At 60.0% G+C, this 23,443-nt stretch carries 24 protein-coding genes; 15 read left to right on the top strand and 9 right to left on the bottom strand.

Translation table 11 applies throughout. The annotated features are described in order from the left end of the window. Positions 1-221: hypothetical protein (locus ACRXB1_RS07975; protein WP_449491699.1), on the top strand; the 221-nt coding region annotated here is incomplete at its 5' end. A gap of 78 nt (positions 222-299) precedes the next feature. On the opposite strand, the gene ACRXB1_RS07970 is transcribed toward ACRXB1_RS07975, so the two are convergent. After that, entirely contained in the window at positions 300-1,460 is a 1,161-nt protein-coding gene (locus ACRXB1_RS07970; RefSeq protein ID WP_449491698.1) for an FAD-dependent monooxygenase, read from the bottom strand. Positions 1,461-1,753: 293 nt separating this feature from the next. Here ACRXB1_RS07970 and ACRXB1_RS07965 point away from each other — a divergent pair, with 293 nt between their 5' ends. The 6 genes from ACRXB1_RS07965 to ACRXB1_RS07940 all read left to right on the top strand — a co-directional run bounded on the left by ACRXB1_RS07965 (position 1,754) and on the right by ACRXB1_RS07940 (position 8,976). Continuing rightward, a complete protein-coding gene (locus ACRXB1_RS07965; protein ID WP_075360202.1) occupies positions 1,754-2,506 on the top strand; it encodes a maleate cis-trans isomerase family protein in 753 nt (250 codons plus the stop codon). A gap of 53 nt (positions 2,507-2,559) precedes the next feature. After that, positions 2,560-3,387, top strand: a complete 828-nt coding sequence (locus tag ACRXB1_RS07960; RefSeq protein ID WP_174363540.1) for an alpha/beta fold hydrolase — start codon at positions 2,560-2,562, stop codon at positions 3,385-3,387. Positions 3,388-3,408: 21 nt separating this feature from the next. Continuing rightward, entirely contained in the window at positions 3,409-4,443 is a 1,035-nt protein-coding gene (locus ACRXB1_RS07955) for a 2,5-dihydroxypyridine 5,6-dioxygenase (RefSeq protein ID WP_449491697.1), read from the top strand. Positions 4,444-4,468: 25 nt separating this feature from the next. Continuing rightward, positions 4,469-5,107 carry an isochorismatase family protein gene (locus ACRXB1_RS07950; RefSeq protein ID WP_449491696.1) on the top strand — a complete coding sequence of 213 codons (639 nt, stop codon included), beginning with the start codon at positions 4,469-4,471 and terminating at the stop codon, positions 5,105-5,107. A 333-nt stretch (positions 5,108-5,440) separates the two neighbouring features. Then, positions 5,441-6,694, top strand: coding sequence for an MFS transporter (locus tag ACRXB1_RS07945; RefSeq protein WP_449491701.1), 1,254 nt, complete (start codon positions 5,441-5,443; stop codon positions 6,692-6,694). Positions 6,695-6,717: 23 nt separating this feature from the next. Then, positions 6,718-8,976, top strand: coding sequence for a molybdopterin cofactor-binding domain-containing protein (locus tag ACRXB1_RS07940; RefSeq protein WP_449491695.1), 2,259 nt, complete (start codon positions 6,718-6,720; stop codon positions 8,974-8,976). On the opposite strand, the gene ACRXB1_RS07935 is transcribed toward ACRXB1_RS07940, so the two are convergent. From ACRXB1_RS07935 to ACRXB1_RS07925, 3 genes are read right to left on the bottom strand one after another with little or no spacing between them, the layout of a single operon-like run. Beyond that, positions 8,973-9,479, bottom strand: a complete 507-nt coding sequence (locus tag ACRXB1_RS07935; protein ID WP_082778895.1) for a MarR family winged helix-turn-helix transcriptional regulator — start codon at positions 9,477-9,479, stop codon at positions 8,973-8,975. The genes ACRXB1_RS07940 and ACRXB1_RS07935 overlap by 4 nt on opposite strands. Before the next feature lie 59 nt (positions 9,480-9,538). Beyond that, a complete protein-coding gene (locus ACRXB1_RS07930) occupies positions 9,539-10,498 on the bottom strand; it encodes a quinone oxidoreductase family protein (RefSeq protein WP_449491694.1) in 960 nt (319 codons plus the stop codon). A gap of 10 nt (positions 10,499-10,508) precedes the next feature. Further along, positions 10,509-10,769 carry a hypothetical protein gene (locus ACRXB1_RS07925; RefSeq protein ID WP_449491693.1) on the bottom strand — a complete coding sequence of 87 codons (261 nt, stop codon included), beginning with the start codon at positions 10,767-10,769 and terminating at the stop codon, positions 10,509-10,511. Positions 10,770-10,866: 97 nt separating this feature from the next. Here ACRXB1_RS07925 and ACRXB1_RS07920 point away from each other — a divergent pair, with 97 nt between their 5' ends. Continuing rightward, positions 10,867-11,667: an AraC family transcriptional regulator gene (locus ACRXB1_RS07920; RefSeq protein ID WP_449491692.1), complete on the top strand. Its 801-nt coding sequence runs from the start codon at positions 10,867-10,869 to the stop codon at positions 11,665-11,667. Here ACRXB1_RS07920 and ACRXB1_RS07915 read toward each other — a convergent pair. Further along, complete coding sequence (locus ACRXB1_RS07915) at positions 11,664-12,053, bottom strand: winged helix-turn-helix transcriptional regulator (RefSeq protein ID WP_449491691.1); 390 nt, start codon at positions 12,051-12,053, stop codon at positions 11,664-11,666. The two genes, ACRXB1_RS07920 and ACRXB1_RS07915, sit on opposite strands and share 4 nt — an antisense overlap. 100 nt (positions 12,054-12,153) lie before the next feature. Between ACRXB1_RS07915 and ACRXB1_RS07910 the strand changes: the two genes are divergently transcribed. The 6 genes from ACRXB1_RS07910 (at position 12,154) to oxlT (ending at position 18,414) form a co-directional block, all read left to right on the top strand. Then, positions 12,154-12,885, top strand: coding sequence for an SDR family NAD(P)-dependent oxidoreductase (locus ACRXB1_RS07910; protein WP_449491690.1), 732 nt, complete (start codon positions 12,154-12,156; stop codon positions 12,883-12,885). A 225-nt stretch (positions 12,886-13,110) separates the two neighbouring features. After that, entirely contained in the window at positions 13,111-14,187 is a 1,077-nt protein-coding gene (locus ACRXB1_RS07905) for an alpha/beta hydrolase (protein WP_449491689.1), read from the top strand. A 37-nt stretch (positions 14,188-14,224) separates the two neighbouring features. After that, positions 14,225-15,214 carry an alpha/beta fold hydrolase gene (locus tag ACRXB1_RS07900; RefSeq protein ID WP_449491688.1) on the top strand — a complete coding sequence of 330 codons (990 nt, stop codon included), beginning with the start codon at positions 14,225-14,227 and terminating at the stop codon, positions 15,212-15,214. A 57-nt stretch (positions 15,215-15,271) separates the two neighbouring features. Continuing rightward, positions 15,272-15,997: a GNAT family N-acetyltransferase gene (locus ACRXB1_RS07895; RefSeq protein WP_375508455.1), complete on the top strand. Its 726-nt coding sequence runs from the start codon at positions 15,272-15,274 to the stop codon at positions 15,995-15,997. 22 nt (positions 15,998-16,019) lie between these two features. Continuing rightward, positions 16,020-16,559 carry a MarR family winged helix-turn-helix transcriptional regulator gene (locus ACRXB1_RS07890; protein ID WP_449491687.1) on the top strand — a complete coding sequence of 180 codons (540 nt, stop codon included), beginning with the start codon at positions 16,020-16,022 and terminating at the stop codon, positions 16,557-16,559. 595 nt (positions 16,560-17,154) lie between these two features. After that, on the top strand, positions 17,155-18,414 hold the full coding sequence (gene oxlT, locus ACRXB1_RS07885) for an oxalate/formate MFS antiporter (protein WP_449491700.1): 1,260 nt from the start codon (positions 17,155-17,157) through the stop codon (positions 18,412-18,414). Positions 18,415-19,090: 676 nt separating this feature from the next. On the opposite strand, the gene ACRXB1_RS07880 is transcribed toward oxlT, so the two are convergent. Next, on the bottom strand, positions 19,091-19,867 hold the full coding sequence (locus tag ACRXB1_RS07880; RefSeq protein ID WP_449491686.1) for an SDR family oxidoreductase: 777 nt from the start codon (positions 19,865-19,867) through the stop codon (positions 19,091-19,093). A gap of 102 nt (positions 19,868-19,969) precedes the next feature. Here ACRXB1_RS07880 and ACRXB1_RS07875 point away from each other — a divergent pair, with 102 nt between their 5' ends. Continuing rightward, positions 19,970-20,401 (top strand): winged helix-turn-helix transcriptional regulator, encoded by a 432-nt coding sequence (locus tag ACRXB1_RS07875; protein ID WP_449491685.1) that lies wholly within the window; start codon positions 19,970-19,972, stop codon positions 20,399-20,401. Positions 20,402-20,451: 50 nt separating this feature from the next. Here the strand turns inward: ACRXB1_RS07875 and ACRXB1_RS07870 are convergent, their stop codons facing one another. The 3 genes from ACRXB1_RS07870 to ACRXB1_RS07860 all read right to left on the bottom strand — a co-directional run. Next, entirely contained in the window at positions 20,452-20,853 is a 402-nt protein-coding gene (locus tag ACRXB1_RS07870) for a hypothetical protein (protein WP_449491684.1), read from the bottom strand. Positions 20,854-21,575: 722 nt separating this feature from the next. Then, on the bottom strand, positions 21,576-22,331 hold the full coding sequence (locus tag ACRXB1_RS07865; RefSeq protein WP_449491683.1) for a DUF3944 domain-containing protein: 756 nt from the start codon (positions 22,329-22,331) through the stop codon (positions 21,576-21,578). Positions 22,332-22,932: 601 nt separating this feature from the next. Beyond that, on the bottom strand, positions 22,933-23,443 hold a 511-nt coding region (locus tag ACRXB1_RS07860; RefSeq protein WP_449491682.1), incomplete at its 5' end, for a TolC family protein.

Raw genomic sequence — 23,443 nt, 5'->3', positions numbered from 1 at the left:
GCAAGGGCGTGTCACGCGTCACGCCTTCGAGCGTACGCGATGAACCATTGACACTGAGCGTCATGGATTCGGAGGCCGATGATGCAGATGCGGACACGCTCATGTTTGACGTTTATCAGTATCAGGCCGCAGCCATACTTCGGACCGTTCAGCTCGAAGTCGTTGCGCAAGACATAAAGCAAGGGCGTGTCACGCGTCACGCCTTCGAGCGTACGCGATGAACCATTGACACTGAGCGTCATGGATTCGGAGGCCGATGATGCAGATGCGGACACGCTCATGTTTGACGTTTATCAGTATCAGGCTGCAGCCGTCGAAGCCTGCTTCGCCGCTGGCGTCTTCAACGGCTCGTTGAACACGTCGTACGCAAAGACCCACGCCGGATCTTCGTTCGTGCGCAGCCACGTGTTGTTGTGCGACACAAGCTGCACCTTCGAAGCACGTTCCGCGCGATTGGCTTCATACAGCGCGAACGCATTCGTGTAATCGCTCACGCCGATCTCGTCCAGGCACCGCGTCAGCATGGCCGCATCTTCGATAGCCATGGCCGCGCCCTGCGCCATGTGCGGTTTCATCGGATGGCAGGCGTCACCGAGCAGGACCAGCCGGCCGCGGCTCCACAACGGCAGCGGGTCGCGTTCCAGCAGCGGCCACTTCGTGACTTCCGGCGTGGCATCGATCAGCTTTTGCACCGACGGATGGTAACCCGCGAAAACTTCGCGCATCTCGTCGCGGCTGCTCGGCGCAACCGATTGTCCCGCCGGCCACTCTGCTTGCGGAACGCCGGTCACGTAATAGATTTCATCGCGCTTGGACGTGACGTAATACACCATCATATGGCGATCTTCCGACCACCATTTGACGCACAGGTCGAACGGATCGGTGCCGAGCAGCGACGCCGGAAACACCGCGCGATGCGCCACATGACCCGTATAACGCGGCGGCTCGGCGCCAAGCAGGTGATCGCGCAGTTTCGAGTTCACGCCATCCGCACCGATCACGATATCGGCCGTTTCCACGCTGCCGTCGGCGAACGTCAGGCGCACGTCCTTATCGGTTTCTTCAATATTGGTCAGGCACTTGTTGAATTCGATGGTGCCCGGCGCAACGGCTTGCGTCATCAGCGCGTGAAAGTCGCCGCGATGCACCGTCAGGTAGGTCGCGCCATATTCGTTGACAGCGAAATCGCCGAGCGGAATCTGCGCAATCGCCTCGCCGCTTTTCCAGTCGCGGCTGTACCAGAAGTCCGGATGCGATCCCATGACATTCAACGCATCTTCGCAACCGATGCGACGCATGATCTTCATCACGTTCGGCCCCAGGTGGATGCCTGCGCCAAGACGCGAGAACGCCGGCGCCTGCTCATACAGACGCACTGAATAACCGGCGCGCTGCATCAACGCGGCTGCCGCCGTTCCTCCAAGGCCCGCGCCAACAATCGCGATACGGGGTGTGCTCATGATGATCTCTCCATGTCTGGCGCTCGGACGAAAGTCGTTCAACCGAGCCTGTGTGTGAACTGATATCGAGTGTACACATTGAATTATTTTGGGTAAAGAAAATTTGCAGTCGATCTCGACAGGTGCGGGAAAGCCCTTTATCGGTGCGATTTATAAGGGTTTTCACCAAGCTGAAGCATAGCTGCACCATTAAAATTTATTTGTGGAATCTTGTTATATTCCAACGTGTACACTAGACTTTCCTGAACCAGACAAGCTGCCCCGTGCGGCCCACGAATTACGGAGTCGAACAGATGACCAAAAACTTCCGCATCGGCCAGATCGTGCCGAGTTCGAATACAACAATGGAAACCGAGATTCCGGCCATGCTGCTCGCGCGGCAGACCATCCGCCCGGAGCGCTTCACTTTCCATTCGAGCCGCATGCGCATGAAGAAAGTGGTGAAGGAGGAGCTTGCGGCCATGGATGCGGAATCGGACCGCTGCGCGCTCGAACTCAGCGACGCACGCGTCGACGTGCTGGGATATGCATGCCTCGTTGCAATCATGGCGATGGGCCATGGGTATCACCGCGTCTCTCAAAAGCGGCTGCACGAACGTACGGTCGAAAACGGCGGTTCCGCGCCGGTCATCACGAGCGCGGGTGCGCTGGTCGACGCGCTGAAGGTCATCAAGGCGAAGCGTATTGTGGTGGTTGCGCCTTACATGAAGCCGCTGACCGAGCTCGTGGTGGATTACATCCGCTCGGAAGGGTTTGAAGTCGTCGATTATCGTGCGCTCGAGATTCCCGACAATCTGGACGTTGGCCGTCACGACCCGCGCCTCTTGCCGGAAATCGTGAAGACGCTGAACTACAAGGACGTCGATGCAATCGTACTGTCGGCGTGTGTGCAAATGCCGTCGCTTGCTGCGGTGCCGCAAGTCGAAGCCATGACAGGCAAGCCGGTCATCACCGCCGCGATCGCGACGACCTACGCCATGCTGCGCGAACTCGATCTCGAGCGCGTCGTGCCGGGCGCGGGCGCGCTGCTGTCGGGCGCATATTGATCGCCCTGTCGAACCTTCCGATGCAAGCTCTCGACTCATCCAAGGACTCCGCGATGGACTCAACTTTGCTTTACGGCGCGAACGTCAATGCCAACGGCATTCGTCAGCATTTCCTGCGCTATGGCGGTGCAGACGGCGTGCGCGCCGGCCGCCCTGCCGTGATCCTGATCCCCGGCATCACCAGCCCGGCGGTGACGTGGGGTTTCGTCGGCGAAGTGCTCGGCCGCCAGTTCGATACCTACGTGCTCGACGTCCGCGGCCGTGGTTTGTCGGAGGCCACGGCTACGCTCGACTACGGTCTCGACGCACAAGCCGCCGATGTCATCGCGCTCGCTCAGGCGCTCGGCCTTGAACACTATGCGCTCGTTGGCCATTCGATGGGCGCCCGCATCGCAATCCGCGCCGCTCGCAGCGCACCGGAAGGCCTGACGCGCACGGTTCTCGTCGATCCGCCCGTGTCCGGTCCCGGCCGCCGCGCGTATCCGGCGAAACTGCCGTGGTACGTCGATTCCATCCGCCTCGCGGTCAAGGGCATCGACGCGGAAGGCATGCTCGCCTTCTGCCCGACGTGGACCGAAGAACAACGCCGCGTGCGCGCGCAATGGCTCCATACCTGCGACGAACGCGCGATGCTTGCGTCGTTCGAAGGTTTCCATACCGACGACATCCATGCAGACCTGCCGCTCCTGCGCGTGCCGTCGCTGCTGATCACGGCCGCACGCGGCGACGTGGTGCTCGACGAGGACGTGAAGGAAATGCAGGCGCTCGCGCCGGGTTTGCTGCACGCGCGCGTGCCGGATGCCGGCCACATGATTCCGTGGGACAACGAAGCCGGCTTCTACGAAGCATTCGGCGATTTCCTCGGCGCAAAGCTCGCATAGATCACCCAAAAAGGAACTGTCATGCCTATCAGCGATTACGAAATGATTGCCGCGTGGAAAGAGGTGCTGACGTTATCGAAGCTGCAGGCTGGCCAGACCGTCACCGTCCTCACGAGCGCGTCCACGCATCCGCAGACGTTGTCGAGCGCGTTGATCGCCACGCAGTCGATGGGCGCGATCGTCAACCGGCTCGACCTGCTGCCGGTGAACGGCGAGAAGGCGCTGAGCCGCGATTCGCTCGCATACCTCGGCACCACGCCGCTGACCGGCAATCACGCGGCCATTGCGGCGCTGAAGGAAAGCGATCTCGTGCTCGACCTGATGACGCTGCTGTTCTCGCCGGAGCAGCACGAGATCCTCAAGACCGGCACGAAGATCCTGCTCGCCGTCGAACCGCCTGAAGTACTCGTACGCATGATTCCGACCGAGGCCGATCGAACGCGCGTGCGCGCTGCGGCTGCGCGGATCACGGTATCGAAGGAAATGCGGGTGAAGTCGAAAGCGGGTACGGAACTGGTGTGTCCGCTGGGCGAATTCCCGGCCATCTCCGAATACGGTTTCGTCGATGAACCCGGCCGCTGGGACCACTGGCCAAGCGGTTTCGTGCTGACGTTCCCGAACGAAGGCCAGGCAAGCGGGCAGATCGTGATCGATCGCGGCGACATCCTGCTGCCGCAAAAACGCTACGTGAGCGAGCCGATCACGCTGACTGTTGTGAATGGTTACGCAACGCGCATCGATGGTGGCGTGGACGCGGCCCTGCTCAGCGACTACATGGCTTCGTTCAACGATCCCGAAGGATATGCGATCTCGCATATTGGCTGGGGTTTGCAGCCACGCGCTCGCTGGTCCACGTTGGGGCTCTATGACCGCGAGGCGACCATCGGCATGGATGCGCGTGCATTCGAAGGCAATTTCCTGTTTTCTCTTGGGCCGAACAACGAAGCCGGCGGCAAGCGCACCACGACGTGTCACATCGACATTCCGCTGCGTCATTGCGATGTGATGCTCGACGGCGAAGCCGTGGTTCGCGACGGCGTGGTGATGGACCGATAACACAATCTCGAATCGGAGCAATTGAATGAGCGACATCCAGAGCCATGCGGAATCCGGCGTCTACAAGCAGCAGGGATTCGGCACGCCATTGCCGGTGAAAGGCAATATCGGCTTGTTGATCGTGGACTTCGTGGTCGGTTTCGCGGACCCGAAGACTTTCGGCGGCGGCAACATTGCACCGGCCATTGAACGCACCACGCACTTGCTTGCGGCAGCGCGGCGCGATAAATGGCCGGTTGCGCATAGCCGGATCGTCTATGCCGCCGATGGCAGCGACGACAACGTCTTCTCCCTGAAAGTCCCGGGCATGGCGACGCTGACCGAAGATCACCCGAACAGCGCAATCGTGCCGGAACTCACGCCCGCCGCCGGCGAACTAGTCGTGCGCAAGACCGTGCCGTCCGCGTTCTTCGGCACGCAACTCGCGCCGTGGTTATCGCAACGCGCGGTCCAGACGCTGATCGTGGCGGGTGCGGTGACGAGCGGATGCGTGCGCGCCAGTGTGGTCGATGCCATGTCGCACGGCTTCCGCCCGCTGGTCATTTCGGATTGCGTCGGTGATCGCGCGATCGGTCCGCACGATGCAAATCTCTTCGATATGCAGCAGAAATACGCCGCCGTGATGACGCTTGACGAAGCATTTGCAAGCATCGAAAACCGCTAGAGAAGGCACGCGAAAGCCCGCCTGAATCAACTTGATTTCACCTTGAAACGTCCCCCGGGTACAAGCCTGCGGGACGCTTCGGCACGTCTGAAGCAATACACTTAACCCGTTGATTTATAACGATATTTTGTTATAAAAATATTGCTTTTCGGATTTTGGTTACGTAACTTTGTAGACGCTGAGACGCCCATGCCGCACCCGCGATCGCACCTTTTAAACAGCACCTCATTCACAGCACCTCATTAAAGCAAGCTTCCCAGGAGACACCTCATGTCGACCCCGATCACGGACACTGCGCGCGGCTCGCTGCACACCGACGCCCAGGCAGAACGCATGCTTTACAAGAAGCTCACCTGGCGGCTCATACCGTTCTTCTGCCTCTGCTATTTCTCGGCGTATCTGGACCGCGTGAACGTCGGCCTCGCAAAGCTGCAGATGCTCGATGCACTCAATTTCAGCGATACCGTCTACGGACTCGGCGCCGGCCTCTTTTTTGTCGGCTATATCCTGTTCGAAGTGCCGAGCAACCTGATCCTGCAAAAAGTCGGCGCGAAGCTCTGGATTGCGCGGATCATGGTGACGTGGGGCATCCTCTCCGGCCTCACCGTGTTCGTGAAGACGCCCGGCCAGTTCTACGTACTGCGTTTCATGCTGGGCGTGGCTGAAGCGGGTTTCCTGCCGGGCGTGCTGCTGTATCTGACGAACTGGTTCCCCGATGCACGGCGCAGCAAGATCATCGCGCTCTTCATGATGGGGCTGCCGTTGTCGAGCCTGGTTGGCGGCCCGTTGTCAGGATGGATCCTGACCTTTTTCGACGGCATGCACGGCTGGCAAGGCTGGCAGTGGCTCTTCGGCCTGGAAGCGTTGCCGTCCACCGTGCTGGGGGTGCTGGTGTTTTTTTATCTGCCCAATACCGTGGAGTCCGCCAAGTTTCTCGATCACGATGAACGCCGCCGCCTGAAGCACGATCTCGCGCAGGAATCGCATGCGGGCAAGGGGCATCGGCTGCGGGACGCGTTCACGGACCCGAAGGTATGGGCGCTGGGTCTCATCGATCTGTGCGTGTTGCTCGGGACGTATGCCATCAGCTTCTGGATGCCCAGCATCATTCGCGATTCGGGCGTCGAGAGCGCGCTGGAAATCGGCATGCTGACCGCGATTCCGAATGCGCTCGCCGTCATCATGATGCTCGTGACCGGCGCGAGTTCGGACAAGTATCGCGAACGCCGCTGGCATATCGTCGTGCCGTTTGCGTGCACGGCGTTTGGTTTGATCGCGAGCACATTCTTCAGCGGCAACACGGCGATCACCGTGATCCTGTTGTCGATTGCGAACGCTGGCGTCGCCGCGGCCATGCCGGTGGTATGGGCCCTGCCGTCCACGTTCCTGCGCGGCACCGCTGCGGCGGCGGGCATCGCGTTCGCATGTTCGATTGCGAACCTCGGCGGTTTTGCGAGCACCTACGTGCTCGGCTGGATGAAAGACACGACGCACAGCATGAGCGCCGGTTTGATCACGTTCGGCATTTGCATGCTGGCAGGATGCCTCTTGGCGCTGGCGATGCCCAAAAGTATTGTTAATCGATAACCGCATTTTCTGGAAAACGCGTCATGCCAATTGCAGGAACGCCTACCCGAGGTGAACTGCTCGCGCGCAACGGCTGCCTGAACGTCGTCAGGCAGCCGGCCGCGCCGGTGAAACCCGCGCCCGGGCAACCGGGCAGCGGGTCTTCGTACGTTCAGGACACGCCGGAAATCTTCGTCGCCGTACTCGACGACGAACGCATTTTCGCCTTCAACGGTCATGTGGATCTGGGAACGGGCATCCGGACATCGCTCGGGCAGATCGTGGCGGAAGAGCTGGACGTGCCCGCCACGCGCGTGCAGATGATCCTGGGCGATTCGGCGCAAGTGCCGAACCAGGGGCCGACGATTGCAAGCGCGACGATCCAGATCTCGGCCGTGCCGCTGCGGTATGCGGCGGCGCAAGCGCGGCTTGCGTTGGTCGGATTGGCGGCGCGCGTGTGGGGAATGGACGCCGCGGATGCCGCGCTCCTGCGTACCGACAATGGCTGCGTCATCGCACCTGATGGCACCCGCCTCAGCTTCGGCGCATTGCTTCGAGGCGAGCGCCTGACGCTCGCGCTCGATAACACCACTGCGGTGAAAGATCCGTCGACATACCGCATTGTCGGACGCTCGACGCCGCGCGTCGATCTGCCCGCGAAAGCAACGGGCGCGCTCACGTTCGTGCACGATATGCGCGTGCCCGGCATGCTGCACGGGCGTGTGGTGCGGCCGCCGTATGCGGGACATGATTGCGGCGAGTTCATCGGCAAGATGCTGATCGATGTGGACCGGTCGTCCGTGGAAGCCATGCCCGGCGTGCGCGGCGTTGTGGTGATCGGCGACTTCGTTGGCGTGGTCGCCGAACGCGAGGAACAGGCCATTCGCGCCGCCCGCGCGCTGCGCGTCAGATGGCGGCCGATGCCAACGCTGCCGTCTCTCGATGACCCCGCGAAGGCCATATCGAACGCGCCTGCAAAGCGGCGCTTGCTGCTCGAAGAAGGCGATGTGGCATCCGTTCAGGGCAAGCCCAATACCACGACCCTGACACGCACTTATGTGTGGCCCTACCAGATGCATGCATCGATAGGACCGTCCTGCGCCCTCGCCGATTACTGCGATGACCACATCACCGTGTGGTCAGGAACGCAGAACCCGCAAAGCTTGCGCTTCGACCTGTCGCGACTCGTGGAACGCGCGGAAGGTGACATCGATATCGTGCGCATGGAAGCCTCCGGATGCTACGGCCGCAACTGCGCCGATGACGTGGCCGGCGACGCCCTGTTGCTTTCGCGTGCGATGCGCCGCCCGGTGCGCGTGCAGTTGTCTCGTGCCGATGAGCATCAGTGGGAGCCCAAGGGAACCGCGCAAGTGGTGGACGTGACCGGCACTGTCTCGGACAGCGGCGAGACGCTTGCGTATGAGTTCGCGTCGCGGTATCCATCGAACGATGCGCCGCTGCTTGCATTGCTGCTCACGGGCGCGTTGCCGGCCGAGCCGCGCGTCTTCGAAATGGGCGATCGCACGGCGGTTTCGCCGTACACGTTCGAGCATCGGCGGTTTGTGTGCAACGACATGGCACCACTCATCAGGGCGTCGTGGTTCCGGGGGGTATCGGCGTTGCCGAACTCGTTTGCGCATGATGTGTTCATCGATGAACTCGCCGTCGAAACAGGCGCCGATCCGCTCGAATTCCGGCTGCGGCATTTGCAGGACGAACGCGCGAGGGAGTTGCTGGAAGCAGTGGCCGCGCGTGCGGGTTGGCAACGTCGCGTAAAACCTGACGATGCGAACACGCGCGTCCTGCAAGGACATGGCGTGGCGTATGCGCGTTACGTTCATAGCCGCTTTCCAGGGTTTGGGGCGGCATGGTCGGCCTGGATCGTCGATCTGGAGGTGGATCGTGTGACCGGCGAAATCCGTCTGAAGCGCGTGACCGTTGGTCAGGATACCGGCACGGTGGTCAATCCCGATGGCGTGCGTCATCAGATCCACGGCAATGTGATTCAGACGATCAGCCGTGTATTGAAGGAGCGTGTTCGCTTCACCGATGGTCTCGTCGCGAGTCGCGAATGGGGCAGTTATCCGATCCTGACCTTCCCGGAATTACCGTTGATCGATGTCGTGCAAATGGAACGGCAAGGGGAACCGCCGCTGGGGTCGGGCGAGTCGGCTTCCTTGCCCGGGGCGGCGGCTATTGCCAATGCGCTTTTTGATGCCACCGGCGTCAGGTTCCGGGAAGCGCCGTTCACGGCCGATGTGGTTCGGGCTGCGTTGCAAGCATCTTTGACGCCGGTGCTTTAATTTTCTTCCGCCCGCGTCATCGCCCGCAACAAATAGACGATCGCGACACGTTCGGCGGGGTTCAATCCGCCGAACGTCTGCTCGCTGACCTGCTTGGCAAACGGAATGCTCTGATCAATCAGCGCAAGGCCTTCGGGCGTAGTGCGAACAAGAAGCTTGCGTCCATCGAGCGGATCGGGGGAAACAACAATCAGCGAACGCGCCTTGAGCCGCTCGACCACGCCACGGATGGTAGCCTGGTCGATAGCTGTCGCTTTCACGATGTCGTTGAGCGAGCACGACTGCTGCTCCTTCACCGCGCACAACGTCACGAATTGCGCGGCCGTCAGGTCCGAATCGGGAATTGCCGCCTGGAAGATCGCGACGTGTCGCTGATACGCGCGCCGCAGCAGGTGGCCGATCTGCTCGGAGAAGTGATACTCGTCGGCGCCGGTAAGCTTCGGGACGTCCGCAACAGCGCGAACGTCCTTGACGGCGGGAGCAGGAGGGGATTTTTTAGCCATGCGGCGATTGTAGCGTACACGTTATACCGCCGGCGATGTTCATCGTACCGCTCTTGACCTCACGGCTTCGGAACAAAAACCGTCCGGCGCAAACTGTCCGCATGCGCCCAAGACTTGCCGATATCCGCAAGCGGAACGATCTCGGTGTCGGTCCGCAGACCGGCGGGTACGGCTGCATTGAACACTTGCTGCATGGCATGCAGAAGGCGGGGCAACGGAACACTTCCAATACCGCTGCCCGTAAGCGTGATCGCCGCCGAGCGCAGGACGGCGGCCGGCAACTGGATATCGGTGCCGCTAATGGAACCGATCTGCACAAACCGGACTGGATGATCGTCAGGCGACGCCTTCGCCGCTGAAACCAACAACGCCCGGGCGCTGCTTCCCCACAAGTAATCCAGCACCACGTCCACGCCTCCTGCAAATTGCGACTCAAACGCGCGGTTCAACGCGCCCTCTTCCTGTTCCAGCGAAATAGTCACATCGGCGCCGGCTGTTTTCATCGATGCAAGCGTGGTCTCGCGCCGCCCGGTAGCGATGACCTTCCCCGCCCCGAGATGCTTCGCGATCTGCACCGCGAGGCGCCCGGACGTACCCGTCGCGCCGTTGATCAGCACCGTCTCGCCGGCAGCAAATCCGCCCCGCTCGACGAGCGCCGCCAAAGAAGACATGCCCGGAATCGCGATGGCCGCTGCGGTGACGTCATCGAGCGCATCGGGCAACGCGACACAATGAGCGGCGGACACGAGGCAGTATTCGGCCAACGATCCAGACGGCGCCTCCGGCTTGAAAAAATAGACGCGCTGACCGTCTTCCAGACGCCCGGTTCCATCGACGCCTGCAACGAACGGGAACGTCGTCGCCGATGAATAATGCGTCCCCGATGCCCGCGCCCGCGCAACGTGGCTCAGTGCGCTTGCCGTCACCTCGATCAGTCGATGGCCGGCTTGAGCGACGGGTTGATCGAAGTCGGCGTAAACCGGGCCTTCACCCGGCGTTTTGATGATTGCTGCTTTCATGGCGTTTTCCTTAGTCCTTGGTGTGCGCGGCGACCCAGGCGCGAAGCGCGGCATCGCGAATGTCGAGGACATCGAACAAGCCGACCGCGCGCAGTGCGGGCAGCGCTTCAAGCATGTCCGTCTCGACTTCAGCGCGTGCGTTTTCGCTTGCTTCCGGATTGGTCCAGACACGTGCATTCGCGAGAAATGCGGCGACAGTACCCTTTCGAATCGTGGTCCCGCCGATTTCAGCCTGATTGATATGGTCGGGGAGCATGTCCTGGGCTCGCATCGCGATGGCCTCCTGAAGCAGTAAGAATGAAGCCAGTTTAGGCGTGCGAGCACGGCCAGTCTCCGGTATAAAGGCCAATCGATACCGCGTTTCAGCCATGACTTCATATTTGATTCGACCCGACCTCGTGACCTCGCCGGACGGTCCGTTCCTCGCCGCGGCTGAACTGACGCAAGACGAAGCGCGCGCCACGCCGTCGCACAGCCATGCGCGCGGACAACTCATGGGCGCATTGAGCGGCTTGATGTCGGTCGGCCTGGACAAACAGCACTGGGTCGTCCCCGCCGTCCATGCAATCTGGATTCCGCCGCATTGCGTCCACTCCGTGCGCTCGTATGGACCGTTCTCGGGCTGGAGCGTTTTCATCACCGAGCACCGATGTGCCAATCTGCCGTCGGAGCCCCGGGCGATCAGGACAACGCCGTTGCTGCGCGAAGCAGTGAGACGCGCCGCGACGTGGCCGGGCGCCGAGCTGGACCAGACGCAGACGCGGATAGCAGAAGTGGTGATCGATGAACTGGCCGCATCGAAAGAAGAATCGCTGGTCCTTCCGCGCCCGGAAGATGCACGGCTCATCCGAATCACGGATGCGTTAGCCAGTGATCTCTCCGACAACCGCCGTCTCGAGGAATGGGCAGCGTGGGCGGGTCTGGCGCCACGGACCTTGAGCCGCCGGTTTGCGGAGGAGACCGGCTTGAGTTTCGCGCAATGGCGTCAGCAGGCGCGCTTGCTTCGCGCGCTGGAACTTGTCGCGGATGGCGTGTCGGTGACGACGATCGCGCTCGAACTGGGATACGACAACGTCAGCGCGTTTATCGATATGTTCCGGCGCGCCTTGGGGACGACGCCCGGACGCTATCTGGCCGCAGAGGGAAAGCAAACCCGGGCTGCCGATTAAACCGGTTCAAAGCGCCTTTCATCGTATGCAAGCTGCGCTCTCTCGATACCCCCGCCATGCTTCGCCGCCCACAACACGAGCGCCTCGAATGGATCTTGCAGCGTTCGGCCGAGCGGAGTGATCGAATACTCGACCGCCACCGGCGACGATGCTATGACCCGGCGATTGACCAGCCCGTTTCGCTCCAGCCGTCGCAAAGCTTCGGTCAACGCCTTGTGCGTAATGGGATCGAGGCGTCGCTTTATCGCGTTAAAACGCGAGGGTTCAGTGCACAACACAGTCAGAATCAACACCGACCATTTGTTCGCGATCTGCTCTAGAACGGGCCGCGTCGCGTTGATCTCGGCAAGCGGCGGTTCCGCCTTCAATGCCACCTTTGATGCCATCACGGTTTCCTCTCGTATATCTAGTCTATGAACGGTGCGTAATTGACACTAAATATACACGGTGTATCTTCGGCCGGACTGAACATACAAGGGGTTGACTGTGCTGAAGCTCGAAGGAAAGACAGCGGTTATCACCGGTGGCAATAGCGGGATCGGTCTTGCGATAGCGCGGCGCTTCGCCGAAGAAGGCGCCCATGTTTTTATCACCGGCCGTCGCAAGGCGCAGCTCGATGAGGCCGTTGCGTTGATTGGCGGTCACGTGGAAGCCGTGCAAGGTGACGTGACGAGTGCAAGCGATCTCGACCGGCTGTTCGATACGGTCAAGGCGAAGGCCGGCAAGCTGGATATCCTGGTGACGTCGTCGGGTATATCGGAGTTCTCGACGCTCGATTCCACGACCGAAGATCACTTCGATAAAGCGTTCGACGTCAACGTTCGCGGCATGGTGTTCACCGTTCAGCGCGCGGTGCAGCACATGGCGAGCGGCAGCAGCATCGTATTGGTGGGTTCGATTGCCGGATCGATCGGCAACCCGGGTTACGGAACGTACTCGGCTACAAAGGCCGCAGTCCGGTCGTATGCGCGTACCTGGACTGCCGAACTCGCGGCACGGGCAATCCGCGTGAACGTGTTGAGCCCGGGTCCCATCGACACTCCCATGTTCGAGAACGTCAGCGACGAAGTCCGGCTCTCGCTGACCAGCCGGATTCCTTTGAACCGCCTGGGTCGTCCGGAGGAAGTGGCGAACGCGGCGTTATTCCTTGCATCGTCCGACAGCAGTTTTGTGGCGGGCGCGGAGTTGTGTATCGATGGAGGGATGATGCAGGTTTAATCGGCGGTCGTTGGCGTCCGGGAATGGGAGAGGCAGCCTCTCCCCACGCTCAATAAATTATCGGCATATACCCACATATTGCGGGCATATGCTAATATTCTGCGAAACGTGCAATGTATCGGTTTTTGATCCATGCAGCGATTGTGACCCGAAGCGGCGGTTTCCCGGATGGCTTTGCAATCTCCGCCGAGCGTTCCGCACGAGAAAACGGATGAGGTAAGCGTTATGCCCAACGAACTCAAAAGCTCGACTATCGCGGCCGCACCAGATGGCGCTGCATTGCGGGATCGTCCAGTCTTGATCGCGCGCACCTTCAGTTCGCCTCGCCATACCACGCGCTATCTGGAGGCTGGACCGGCCGAGGGGCCGTTGATGATCTTCCTCCACGGCTGGCCTGGAATCGGCCTGATGTGGCGACCGCAGATCGAAGCCTTTGCATCAGAAGGCTGGCGGTGCGTCGCGCCGGACATGCGCGGTTATGGAGGCTCGACGGCGCCGTCCGCGTCCAGTGCCTACGCGCTCAAGGAGATCGTGCAAGACATGGTCGAACTTCACGATCATCTGGGCGCGCGTCCGGCAATCTGGGTTGGCCACGACCTGGGAAGCCCGGTGGCCGGGGCGCTGGCTGCTCATCATGCAGAGCGCAGTCGTGGCGTGGTATTCGCGTCCGTCCCGTATATGCCCGAGAGCTTCGCCTTGCGCAACTTGTTGCCCTTGGTCGATCGGACGCTCTACCCGGCCGATCAATTTCCAGACGGGCAGTGGGATTATTACGGCTTCTACCTGACGCACTTCGACCAGACGGTCACTGATTTCGACGCGGACATAGCCGCAACGCTCGCAGCGATTTATCGGCGTGGAGACCCGGAGTCCGTGGGCAAGACCTATCGCTCTGCTTTGGTGTCGCGAAACGGAGGCTGGTTCGGAGCGGCGCATCGTGCGCCGGCAGTGCAGCCCGACGCTGCGCTCTGGCCATCCACCGACTTTGACGCCCTCGTCGATGTGTTTCGTGCCAGCGGGTTTCGTCCGGCCAACGCGTGGTATCTGAACGACGATACCAACATCGCATACGCTCAAGCAGCACCCGACGGCGGACTTCTGCACCAGCCCGTGCTGTTCGTGAACGGCGACTTTGATGGCATCTGTGACATCACTCGAAGCCGTCTCGGCGAGCCCATGCGCAGCACGTGCACTGATCTGACGGTGACGACGCTGCCATCCGGACACTGGCTGCCACTCGAGCGCAAGACCGAGCTTGTCCAGGTCATGCGTTCATGGCTTGAAGGGAAAGGAATATCTTAGTGAATCCTTATCATATAAAAAGCCTCGCATTTCGACCATGGAGTTCAATGACATGACTTCAGATATAACGGGTGGCGTCAAGGAATACGATATCGCAACCAATGGCATTTCCCTGCACGTGACGGAGCAAGGGGCGGGACCAGCCGTGCTGTTCTGCCACGGGTTTCCGGATACGTCCTACACATGGCGCCGGCAAATGAACGCCATTGCGTCGGCGGGGTATCGCGCCATCGCTCCCGATATGCGCGGCTATGGGCGAAGTTCAGCTCCCGCCGATGCAAGCCTCTACACCCCGCTGCACACCACAGGCGACCTGATCGGTCTGCTCGATGCGCTGAAAATATCCAGCGCAGTGCTTGTGGGGCACGACTGGGGTGCGACCCATGCATGGAATGCGGCGCTGATGCGTCCCGATCGATTCAAGGCGGTCTTTGGCCTCAGTGTGCCTTTCGTTGCGCGTGGAGAATCCAGCGTTTTCGAAAGAATGCGCGAGTCGGGACGTCAAGACGATTTTTACATGTTCGAGCAGATACGGCCGGATGCTGACCAGATATGGGCCGACGCTGCCGTGACGATTCCAGGCATCCTGTACTGGGCGTCCGGTTCTGCGCCGGAAGGCGAGCAGTGGAGTCCCCTGGACCGTACACGCAGCCTTTATCGGGCTGCGCCCGGGCCACTGCCCTCGTGGGCGGAAGCAGATTATGTGGCGCATAACATCGCGGAATTTCGGCGCACCGGTTTTCACGGCGGATTGAATTACTATCGCGCAGGAGAGCCTTATTTCACGCTGTCCGCTCCGTGGAAGGGCGCGAAGGTCACTCAACCATCGTTCTTCATCTGGGGCAAATCGGATGGTTTGAAGGAGCTTTACCCTTTTACGTTAGAGCAGATGCGCGCCGGCCTTCCCGGTCTTATGGGAGGACTCGAACTCGATAATGTGGGCCACTGGGTGCAACACGAGGCGTCAGCCGAGGTCAGCGAACAGCTTGTCAGATTCCTGCGCACTGTGGATGCGGTTCTTTCTTGACAAAGCGACGTTCGGGCTCGCCGCATGACCACAGCTTTTCGAATACATGGAGCAATCATGGAATCGACAATCGACCCGGCAGCCGAGATCGAGTCGGAGGACTACATGGGCAATGTCATTTGGGCCGCACTTTCAGGAGCGCATGCGTCTCTTGCGCAAAGCAACGAAAACGGCCTGCGATACAAACCTGAATTCGCCCCGTTCGGCGCCGCGCAAGATTACAGCGAGAGCAGCGTCGCGCAGATTGCCCGAATGCTGCACGCTGATGAACGGCTCACGCTCTTTACGCAGCACAAGCCGACCATTCCTGCGGGGTATGAGATAGTCCGAGAGGCGACGGTTATCCAAATGATTGGCGCGAGAGAATTCGCTGCATCGAGTGATAAGGCAATCGTTGAGCTTGGAAAAGAAGACGTTCCAAGCATGATGCGGCTGGTGGAGAAAACCGATCCGGGTCCTTTCAAGGAACGCACGCCGGAAATGGGCAGGTTCATCGGTGTTCGTGAAAGAGGACAACTGGTCGCCATGTCGGGAGAACGGATGGTCGCAGGAAAATATGTTGAAGTGAGTGCCGTATGCACTCATCCTGACTGGCGTGGTCAAGGCCTTGCAGGAAAGCTCATGGAACATCTTGCGGCCGGAATTCAGCATCGGGGAGGCGTTCCCTTCCTGCACGTTTTTTCCACCAATACTTCTGCAATACGGCTGTACAAGCAATCAGGATATCGTCGCGCCCGCGAACTGCATCTCACAGGAATTGTTGTGCGTGCGGGCATGGGTTGACGCTTTATATGGAGCAATAGCAGTGCGCAACGAAACACCCCCCGTCAAGCGGCCGGACAACAACCCGTCTCTCGGCGATAACAACCGGTGCAACAACACGGCTTTGCGTAAAGCGACCCGGCGCGTCTCGCAACTCTACGATGCCGTACTGGCGCCGACGGGGCTGCGCTCCACGCAACGTTCGATCTTGCTGAGTATCGCGCGGCTTGGAAGTCCGACAATGGGCGAACTCGCCGCGTCCCTTGTTCTCGATCGATCGGCGCTGGGTCATAACCTCAAGCCACTCGAAAGGGACGGTTTTATCGGTCTCGTGGTGGACCCCGAGGACCGGCGAAACCGGCTCGCCAGGCTTACTCCGAAGGGAAAGAAAAAACTCGAGGAGACGGCTGTGCTTTGGAACACGGCGCAAGAACGCTTCGAGAGCAAGTTTGGCGTTGCGAAGGCGAAGGCGCTTCGGGAGGTGCTTGCCGCCATCGCGGCGGAGGAGTTCGATGACGTGTTTGAAGCGCCGGACGCGCAGTCTGCTGTCCGTAGTCGTGCGAAGTCACGTGCGGCCACTTGAGGCGTTCTGGGGACGCTTTGCTATCGCCATCGGCGTAAAGCTAGACACGAAACACAACCGTCGCAGCAGTACCAGTCACTGGAACGAACAAAACCGCGATCGGCCGCACGTAGCCCGCCCGTCGAACGTCCACTCCCGCACGCACCGCCATGGAGCCGCGCGGCGCTTCCCATGCACCGATCAGGTCCAGACGCACCACCCAGGGTCGTCACCCACACACACCCGGTTGTACTTAAAGCTTTACAGAAGGGACGTTTGAGTTTGCATAGCCTTTGGCACGTTTCTCGCGTAGACACCGGATATGTATACAAGAAATTCGGTTCTGCGCGTCTCCCTCGGCATGGCTCGCACGACGATCGCGGCGCAAGCAAAGACAAGGCGCTGTGACCCGCAGACGTAATCGTTCGGTATCCCGATTAGTTTATGGAAGCTGGCTACGATCCGCGCAGTATCGGGGCTGCGGCGAGCTTGCAGGAGCTCGCGCGCTTTTTCAATGAAAACGCACGTCCGGCCTATAGGCGCGCAGGACGCTGCACGTCACTCGGTAACCGGAGTCACCATGACCACACGCTCTCACCCCGTGACATCGACGGATATGGGCAATGTCGCGACGTCTGCCACGCATAACCGCTGGCGCCAACTCGGACTCGGTCTCATCTGCATGATGGCGATCTCGAGCCCGCAATACGTGTGGACGCTGATGACCAAACCGCTCGCCGCGAAGCTGGGCGTCGCGCTGCCGGAATTGCAAGTGACGTTTTCCTTGCTGATCATTCTGCAAACCTTCTTCTCGCCGTTTCAAGGCAAGTTGATCGACCGTTTTGGTCCGCGCCTGCTGATCTCGATCGGCACGGTCATGTCGGGGCTGAGCTGGGTGCTCGCCTCGCAGGTGCAAAGCGCGTCGATGCTATATCTGACTTATGGCGTAGTCGGCGGACTCGGCACCGGCATTGTCTATGTCGGCGTTGTGGGCTTGATGGTGCGCTGGTTTCCGAAGCGGCGGGGTTTCGCGGCGGGCGCGGTTGCCGCCGGCTACGGTATGGGCGCGATCGTCACGACCTTCCCGATAGCGAACTCGCTTCAGGCGCGTGGTATAGACGCTACGCTGTGGATGTTCGGCATTGCATTTGCAGTGGTCGGATTGATTGCTTCGCAGGGTTTGCGCGTGCCGCCTTCGCACGACAGCATTGCTGAAATGACAGCCAGTTCCGGCGCGCCGGGCGTGGCGAATCTGCGTCCTTCGCAGGCGCTCAAAACGCCTGTGTTCTGGCTGATGTTCGCGATGATGACCATGATGTCCACCTCGGGCCTGATGGTCACTTCACAAATGGCGACCTTCGCCGCCGACTTCGGCGTGACGAAGATGCTCGTGTTCGGCATGGCAGCGCTGCCGCTTGCGCTGACTATCGACCGGTTCACGAACGGCCTCACGCGGCCGCTGTTTGGCTGGATATCCGACAAGGTCGGCCGCGAGAACACCATGTTCTTCGCGTTTGCCCTTGAAGGCGTGGCGATGGCACTGTGGCTGCTCACGCGCGAAAACGCGGTGCTGTTCGTGCTGCTCTCAGGGGTGGTGTTCTTCGGGTGGGGCGAGATTTTTTCGCTGTTCCCCGCAACGCTCACCGACACCTTCGGCACCCGTCATGCCACGGAGAACTATGGCTGGCTGTACATCTCGCAAGGCATTGGTTCGATCTTCGGCGGCCCTCTGGCAGCGCTCATGCACCAGCACGCCGAAAGCTGGGTGCCCGTGTTCACGACGGCGATCACGCTCGACATCGTGACCGCACTGCTCGCCATTGCCCTGCTCAAGCCGATGCGGCGCCGGTTTCTCACCACGTCGCGCGGTCTTTGAACCATGCTGGGTCGACTGGACCCGCGCGCCCTGAACGCTCGCTATTCAGAAACCCTGTCGATTGCTGCTTGCACGCGGGCGCCGGCGTCGACGTTACCTTGCGCTGCGAGGTTGCGGGCAACCTGACGCAGTTGTGAACTGCTAAGACCCGTATTCAAGCTGATGCGGATATGCGACTGCAATTGCGACTCGACGCCAGTAAGCGCGCCCAACGCACCGGCTCAGGTCTCCTGTTAGATCCGATGGTGCTTGCGACTGTCTTTTGCTGGCCGCACTATGCGAATGTCATACCGTATTGCACGTCTTCTCGTTGTTAATGAGCATCGATGCTTGCGGCCGGTAGCTTGTCGTAACATGTACCTTCCTCTCTGGAAGCGACGATGACAAACTCTTTCTTTGCGACTGTATTCATCGTGCTGGCGGGATGCACGACCACTGCCGTGCCGGCTTCCAGTTCGACGCCCGATGCGGCGAAGCCATCCGCTACATCAACTGCTCCTTCGCCCGATCAGGGGCCTACCGAGGCTCCTCATAGGAATCCGAAAATGTATGGGCCACCGGGCTTATAGTGAAATCGGTGGTCTTGGCCAGATGTCTGCGCCTCACCGAGCGATTTCGTCACGCGCAAGTCATGTTGTGCGCAATCGCGATCGATCAAACAATAACTCAACGCCGCTCAAGCGCTGACCGGTTTCGGACGACCAAGCTTTACCATCTGCCGGAACATGAAGTGCGGCGCAACGCGGCTGGCGATCTTTAAGACATTGCTCACGCCCGGCCGAATCTCCGTTTTCCCGGCTTCGATACCCGCAATGGCGCGCTTCGCGAGCACGCTGACGTCCATGCCTTTCTCGCCTTTCATTTCTTCGGCAAACTCGCCTCGGAACAGCGGGGTTTCGGTGCCCGGAGGAGCCAGTTCCACGACCGATACGCAGGTGTCGGCCAACTGCGCCCTCAGACACTCTGTATAGGCGTGAAGTGCAGCTTTCGACGCGCTGTATATGGGAGCCGCGGGGAAAGGGATAAACGCCAGACCCGACGACACATTCACGATCAGGCTGTTCTTCTGCTTCAAGAGCAAAGGCAGGAAAGCCTGGACCATCCACATGGGTCCTTTCAGATTGCCATCCACCTCGGCAGTCAAATCACCCAGTCGATGCGGCCGATCCAGTTTGATATTGCGCATGGTTCCTGCGTTGTTCACCAGCGTGTCCAACGCAGAAAACTGCTCACACACCGTTTTGTACAAGGACTCGATACTCGCTGGATCGCCAACGTCGCTTTGAAAAGCATGAAGCCCGGGTATGGCTTGCTGTGCAAGCTCAAGCCTGCCCGGATTTCGTCCGGTCACGATCACCGTATTTCCCTGAGCGATCAACTGCCGCGCCAACTCCATGCCAATCCCGCTCGTACCGCCCGTAATCAATACTGTTCTTCCGATCATCTTCATCATTTCACTCCCTGTTCATTGAGCACGACCGTAGTTTGACCGGCATACTCTCCAGAAGGAAGAAGGCACCTGAAAGTTACATACTTACCGAACGGAGAGTGTGAAATGGAGCGAGTCCCTGAGTTCACCAAGGAACAGATCGCCGCTGCGCAGCACTACGCGAGCCTGACGCCACCAATCGATCTCGATCCTCGGATTGCATCGTTGGTCAGAGATCTGATCGGTCGCGTTGCAGACAAATGGACGATGTTGATCCTCGAAATCCTCGCGGAGAAGTCGCCGCTGCGTTTCAGCCGGCTGAGCGAACTGGTCGAGGGAATCAGTCAAAAGATGCTCACCCAGACCCTGCGCGCGATGGAGCGTGATGGTCTGGTGGTGCGCACGGTATATCCGGTCGTGCCGCCGAAGGTCGAATATAAGCTCACCGATCTTGGGATCACGTTGGGCGCTGCGTTCTGTGGAGTCTGGGTCTGGGCGGCCAACAATCTGGATACGGTGGAGAAGGCACGCCAGGATTTTGACCAGCGGCCCCGGTAATGGCTGGGTACAGGCGCGGCTTGACGGGTAGCGCAGAGTCAACGGATCAGTTATCCGAAAACCCGAACCCAGGCCGTCCTCAGGCGCCGCGCACGGTCTTCGAAGAGAAATGAGGCACCCAGCGCCAGGAGACCCGAGATAGCACCCGTTACGATGTGCTCGACGTAGGGAATGCGGTAGTGACTGGCATGGGAATAGGCGTCGCCTATCGTTGTCAGGATGCCGACGACCAGCGAATTACCGTATCGATTGGCGTAGAGCTTCGCCGCAGGCGGGAAAGTCAAAAGTACAGCCAGAAGTCCGGTGAGCAGACCTGTATGGAATGCAATCGTCCAATGGCCGAGGCTCATGATGTTGGACCAACTCCCCGGCATGCAGGTCATGCACGCGCTGGTCGGTTGCCAGAAGCGCTGGATAAACAACCGGAAGCGGCGCTTCCACTCTGCTGGCATGACGTATTCCGATCGAAGGCGGTGAACGGCTGGAGCGCCATTGTATCGATGGAGCAGCTTCACCGTCGATGCCAAGTAACAATGCAGCGATTAAATAGTATAGGAACTGAAAAAGCGAGGGACCACCGGGCTATCAATGATAGTCGGCATTCTGTGGTTTGCCGCCTGCATTGATCGAGCAAAGCAACGTGTGCAAGGCCGGTAGCGCACCACCGCATTTACAACAATTCCATCGCCCTGGCTCGCATCCGACAGCTGATAAACGGCTGGCTTTGACCTGGAGGAGTCAGTCATCGTGTGACTCTCCGGACTCGCATCTAAATTGAAGCGGTCATTCGCCTTCACTATCAGCAGAGCCGGCCGTGTTGCGATTAGCGCTTACTTGATGCCTTCTCGACTTGTAGAGAACATCATATCGCCGAGTGCACCGGAGCCGGGATGTCAGCTCGGACAGATCTGTTCCAATACGAGGCGATTTTTGCGAGTAGTTCCAGTTAAGAGTGAGGCAGGCTGCAGGATTCCGGGGAGGGACCGGGCTATCGACCCACGTCTGCCTTTCGATAATCGGCAACGTAACGGCGGATTTCAACTGCAGCGGCCAGTCTCGGACTACAAGGAGACGAAAAGGCGCCAAGCGGCCCATCTGCAACACCATCTGGACTGTTCTTGGCCCCCAAAGAGGGGCTGGAGGCTGAGCCCCGCGCGCCCCTGCGAGTGGACGATCAGCCGAACTTCACCTGCTCGGTCACGTCGCCGTACATTTGCTGCTGTCGGAGCGCGGCAATCTGGATGACTGCTGGGATGGTCACGCGATAAGCGGCGCCGGCGACGTCGACCGCCGTCCAGACACCACTAATGATCCAACCCACCGGTCCGGTCAGGATAGCCATCGTCCGGGTGAGCAATATGTTCCCACCAAACGACAGACCCCGGCCGATCAGCGCCTTCAATACCGCATTCACAACGATCAGTGTGAGCTGGTAAGACTTAAAGCCCCCCGCGCGGAAAATGGTTTGGAAAACTACGACCAGGGCCGTCGACGTGATGTTGGCAAAGTCCTTAATGCCCAGTTCCTTTGCCAGCTCACGGAGTTGTTCGGGCGTCATCTTCGCTAGGGCGTCCTGCAATATTTTCATGAGCAGGTTGCCTTCGATGGTCTCGACCGACGACTTCTCGTTGTAGTTCACGTCGAGCTTGTCGCACACATCGCGCAGCACCTCTTTATACGTTACGCCCTTGCCGCCTCGGAACATCGTGGCGAATGTGTTGCCCCCAAAACACTGCACCTCCGCAGCAATGAGCTGCCAATACCGGTTATGGTCGGGTGCGTATTTCTTGTAGAGGTCCGACATCGTGAGCTCTTCCGTCAACCGCGCGCTCCCGTCTTTGTCGTGCGTCAAGCAGCACACTAAGTCGTTCAGATCGCTAGAATTAAGCCCACCCAAGAAATCGAGATCTGGGTCGTGTCGATATGCCATTTATATTCTCTGCTCCGTACTTTGATTGGGATCACCGGGGCGTCCGCCATCGCCCTCCTGCCTAGGGCCCGCTGCCTCCTGCCGCTTGGCACGATGCCCTCACACCGATTTTACAGCCCCGCTCTCGAATACCCCAAGCGCGCATCACATTGCGAGTTCGCGCCGTTTCCGCTCTCCAACCGCTGCGGAGCAACGCACGCAGCTTTTTGTCTCTGCGTCCAAGAGTCGACCGTACGTCGGCTGGTTCTTCCAGTCGCTTGCCCCGGACGACGGGCGGCCCAAGCAGCGGCCCCGTCGAACAGGGAGCAGCCATTCGAGAGACCGTGGCTCTGATTAAACCAATGACCGAGCCCGGCCCAATGTTCAACAAACGAAGTGACGCCGGCGACCACAGCGGCGTCAGTCGCAGGTAGACCCACAACAGCCGGTCGTGACCTTGTAGATGCAACGGCGGGTAGTAAAGGACAACAGCTCTTCCTTCTTTGGAATTGCAGGCAGGCTCTCAGCCGAAGCCGTAACTTAATGTACTGGTCAAGTGGTTGCGACAAATGACTCCCTCTTGGCCGGCCTCCCGCCCCCCCCAAACATCCATTACCCAACCTTATTCCCGCCCAGCCGTAGCCACCACCCCTCCTCCCGCATACTCCGCACCTTCAACATCCCACCCGCCGCCCAGCGCCTTATAAAGCGAAACAAGATTCGTAGAAACAGTCGCCGTACTGTCGACCCATTGCTGCTCGCTTGTCAGCAACGCCTTCTGCGCCGTCAACACATCGAGGTAGTTCGACAGCCCCCTGACATAGCGCTTGTTTGCAATATCCAGCGCTCGCTTCGACGCCTGCACACTTGCATCCAGCCGGTCCCGGCGACGCTGTTCGGAGGCAAAGCCTGTGAGCGCGTCATCGACTTCCTGAAACGCCGACAGCACCGTCTTGCGATACGTAATCGCCGCTTCCTGCTGCTGCGCCTCCCTCAACGCGAGCGTGGCACGCAGCCGTCCGCCCTCGAAGATCGGAATCGAAAGGCTCGGCCCCGCGCTATAGCTGCGCGCGCCCCAGCTACCCATATTCGTGAACTGCGTGGCCTGGATGGCGACGCTCCCCGACAGCGTA

The organism is Caballeronia sp. M23-90 (assembly GCF_053574605.1).
Note: the sequence above shows the minus strand (reverse complement) of the source record. Positions and strands in the feature narration are given on the sequence as shown.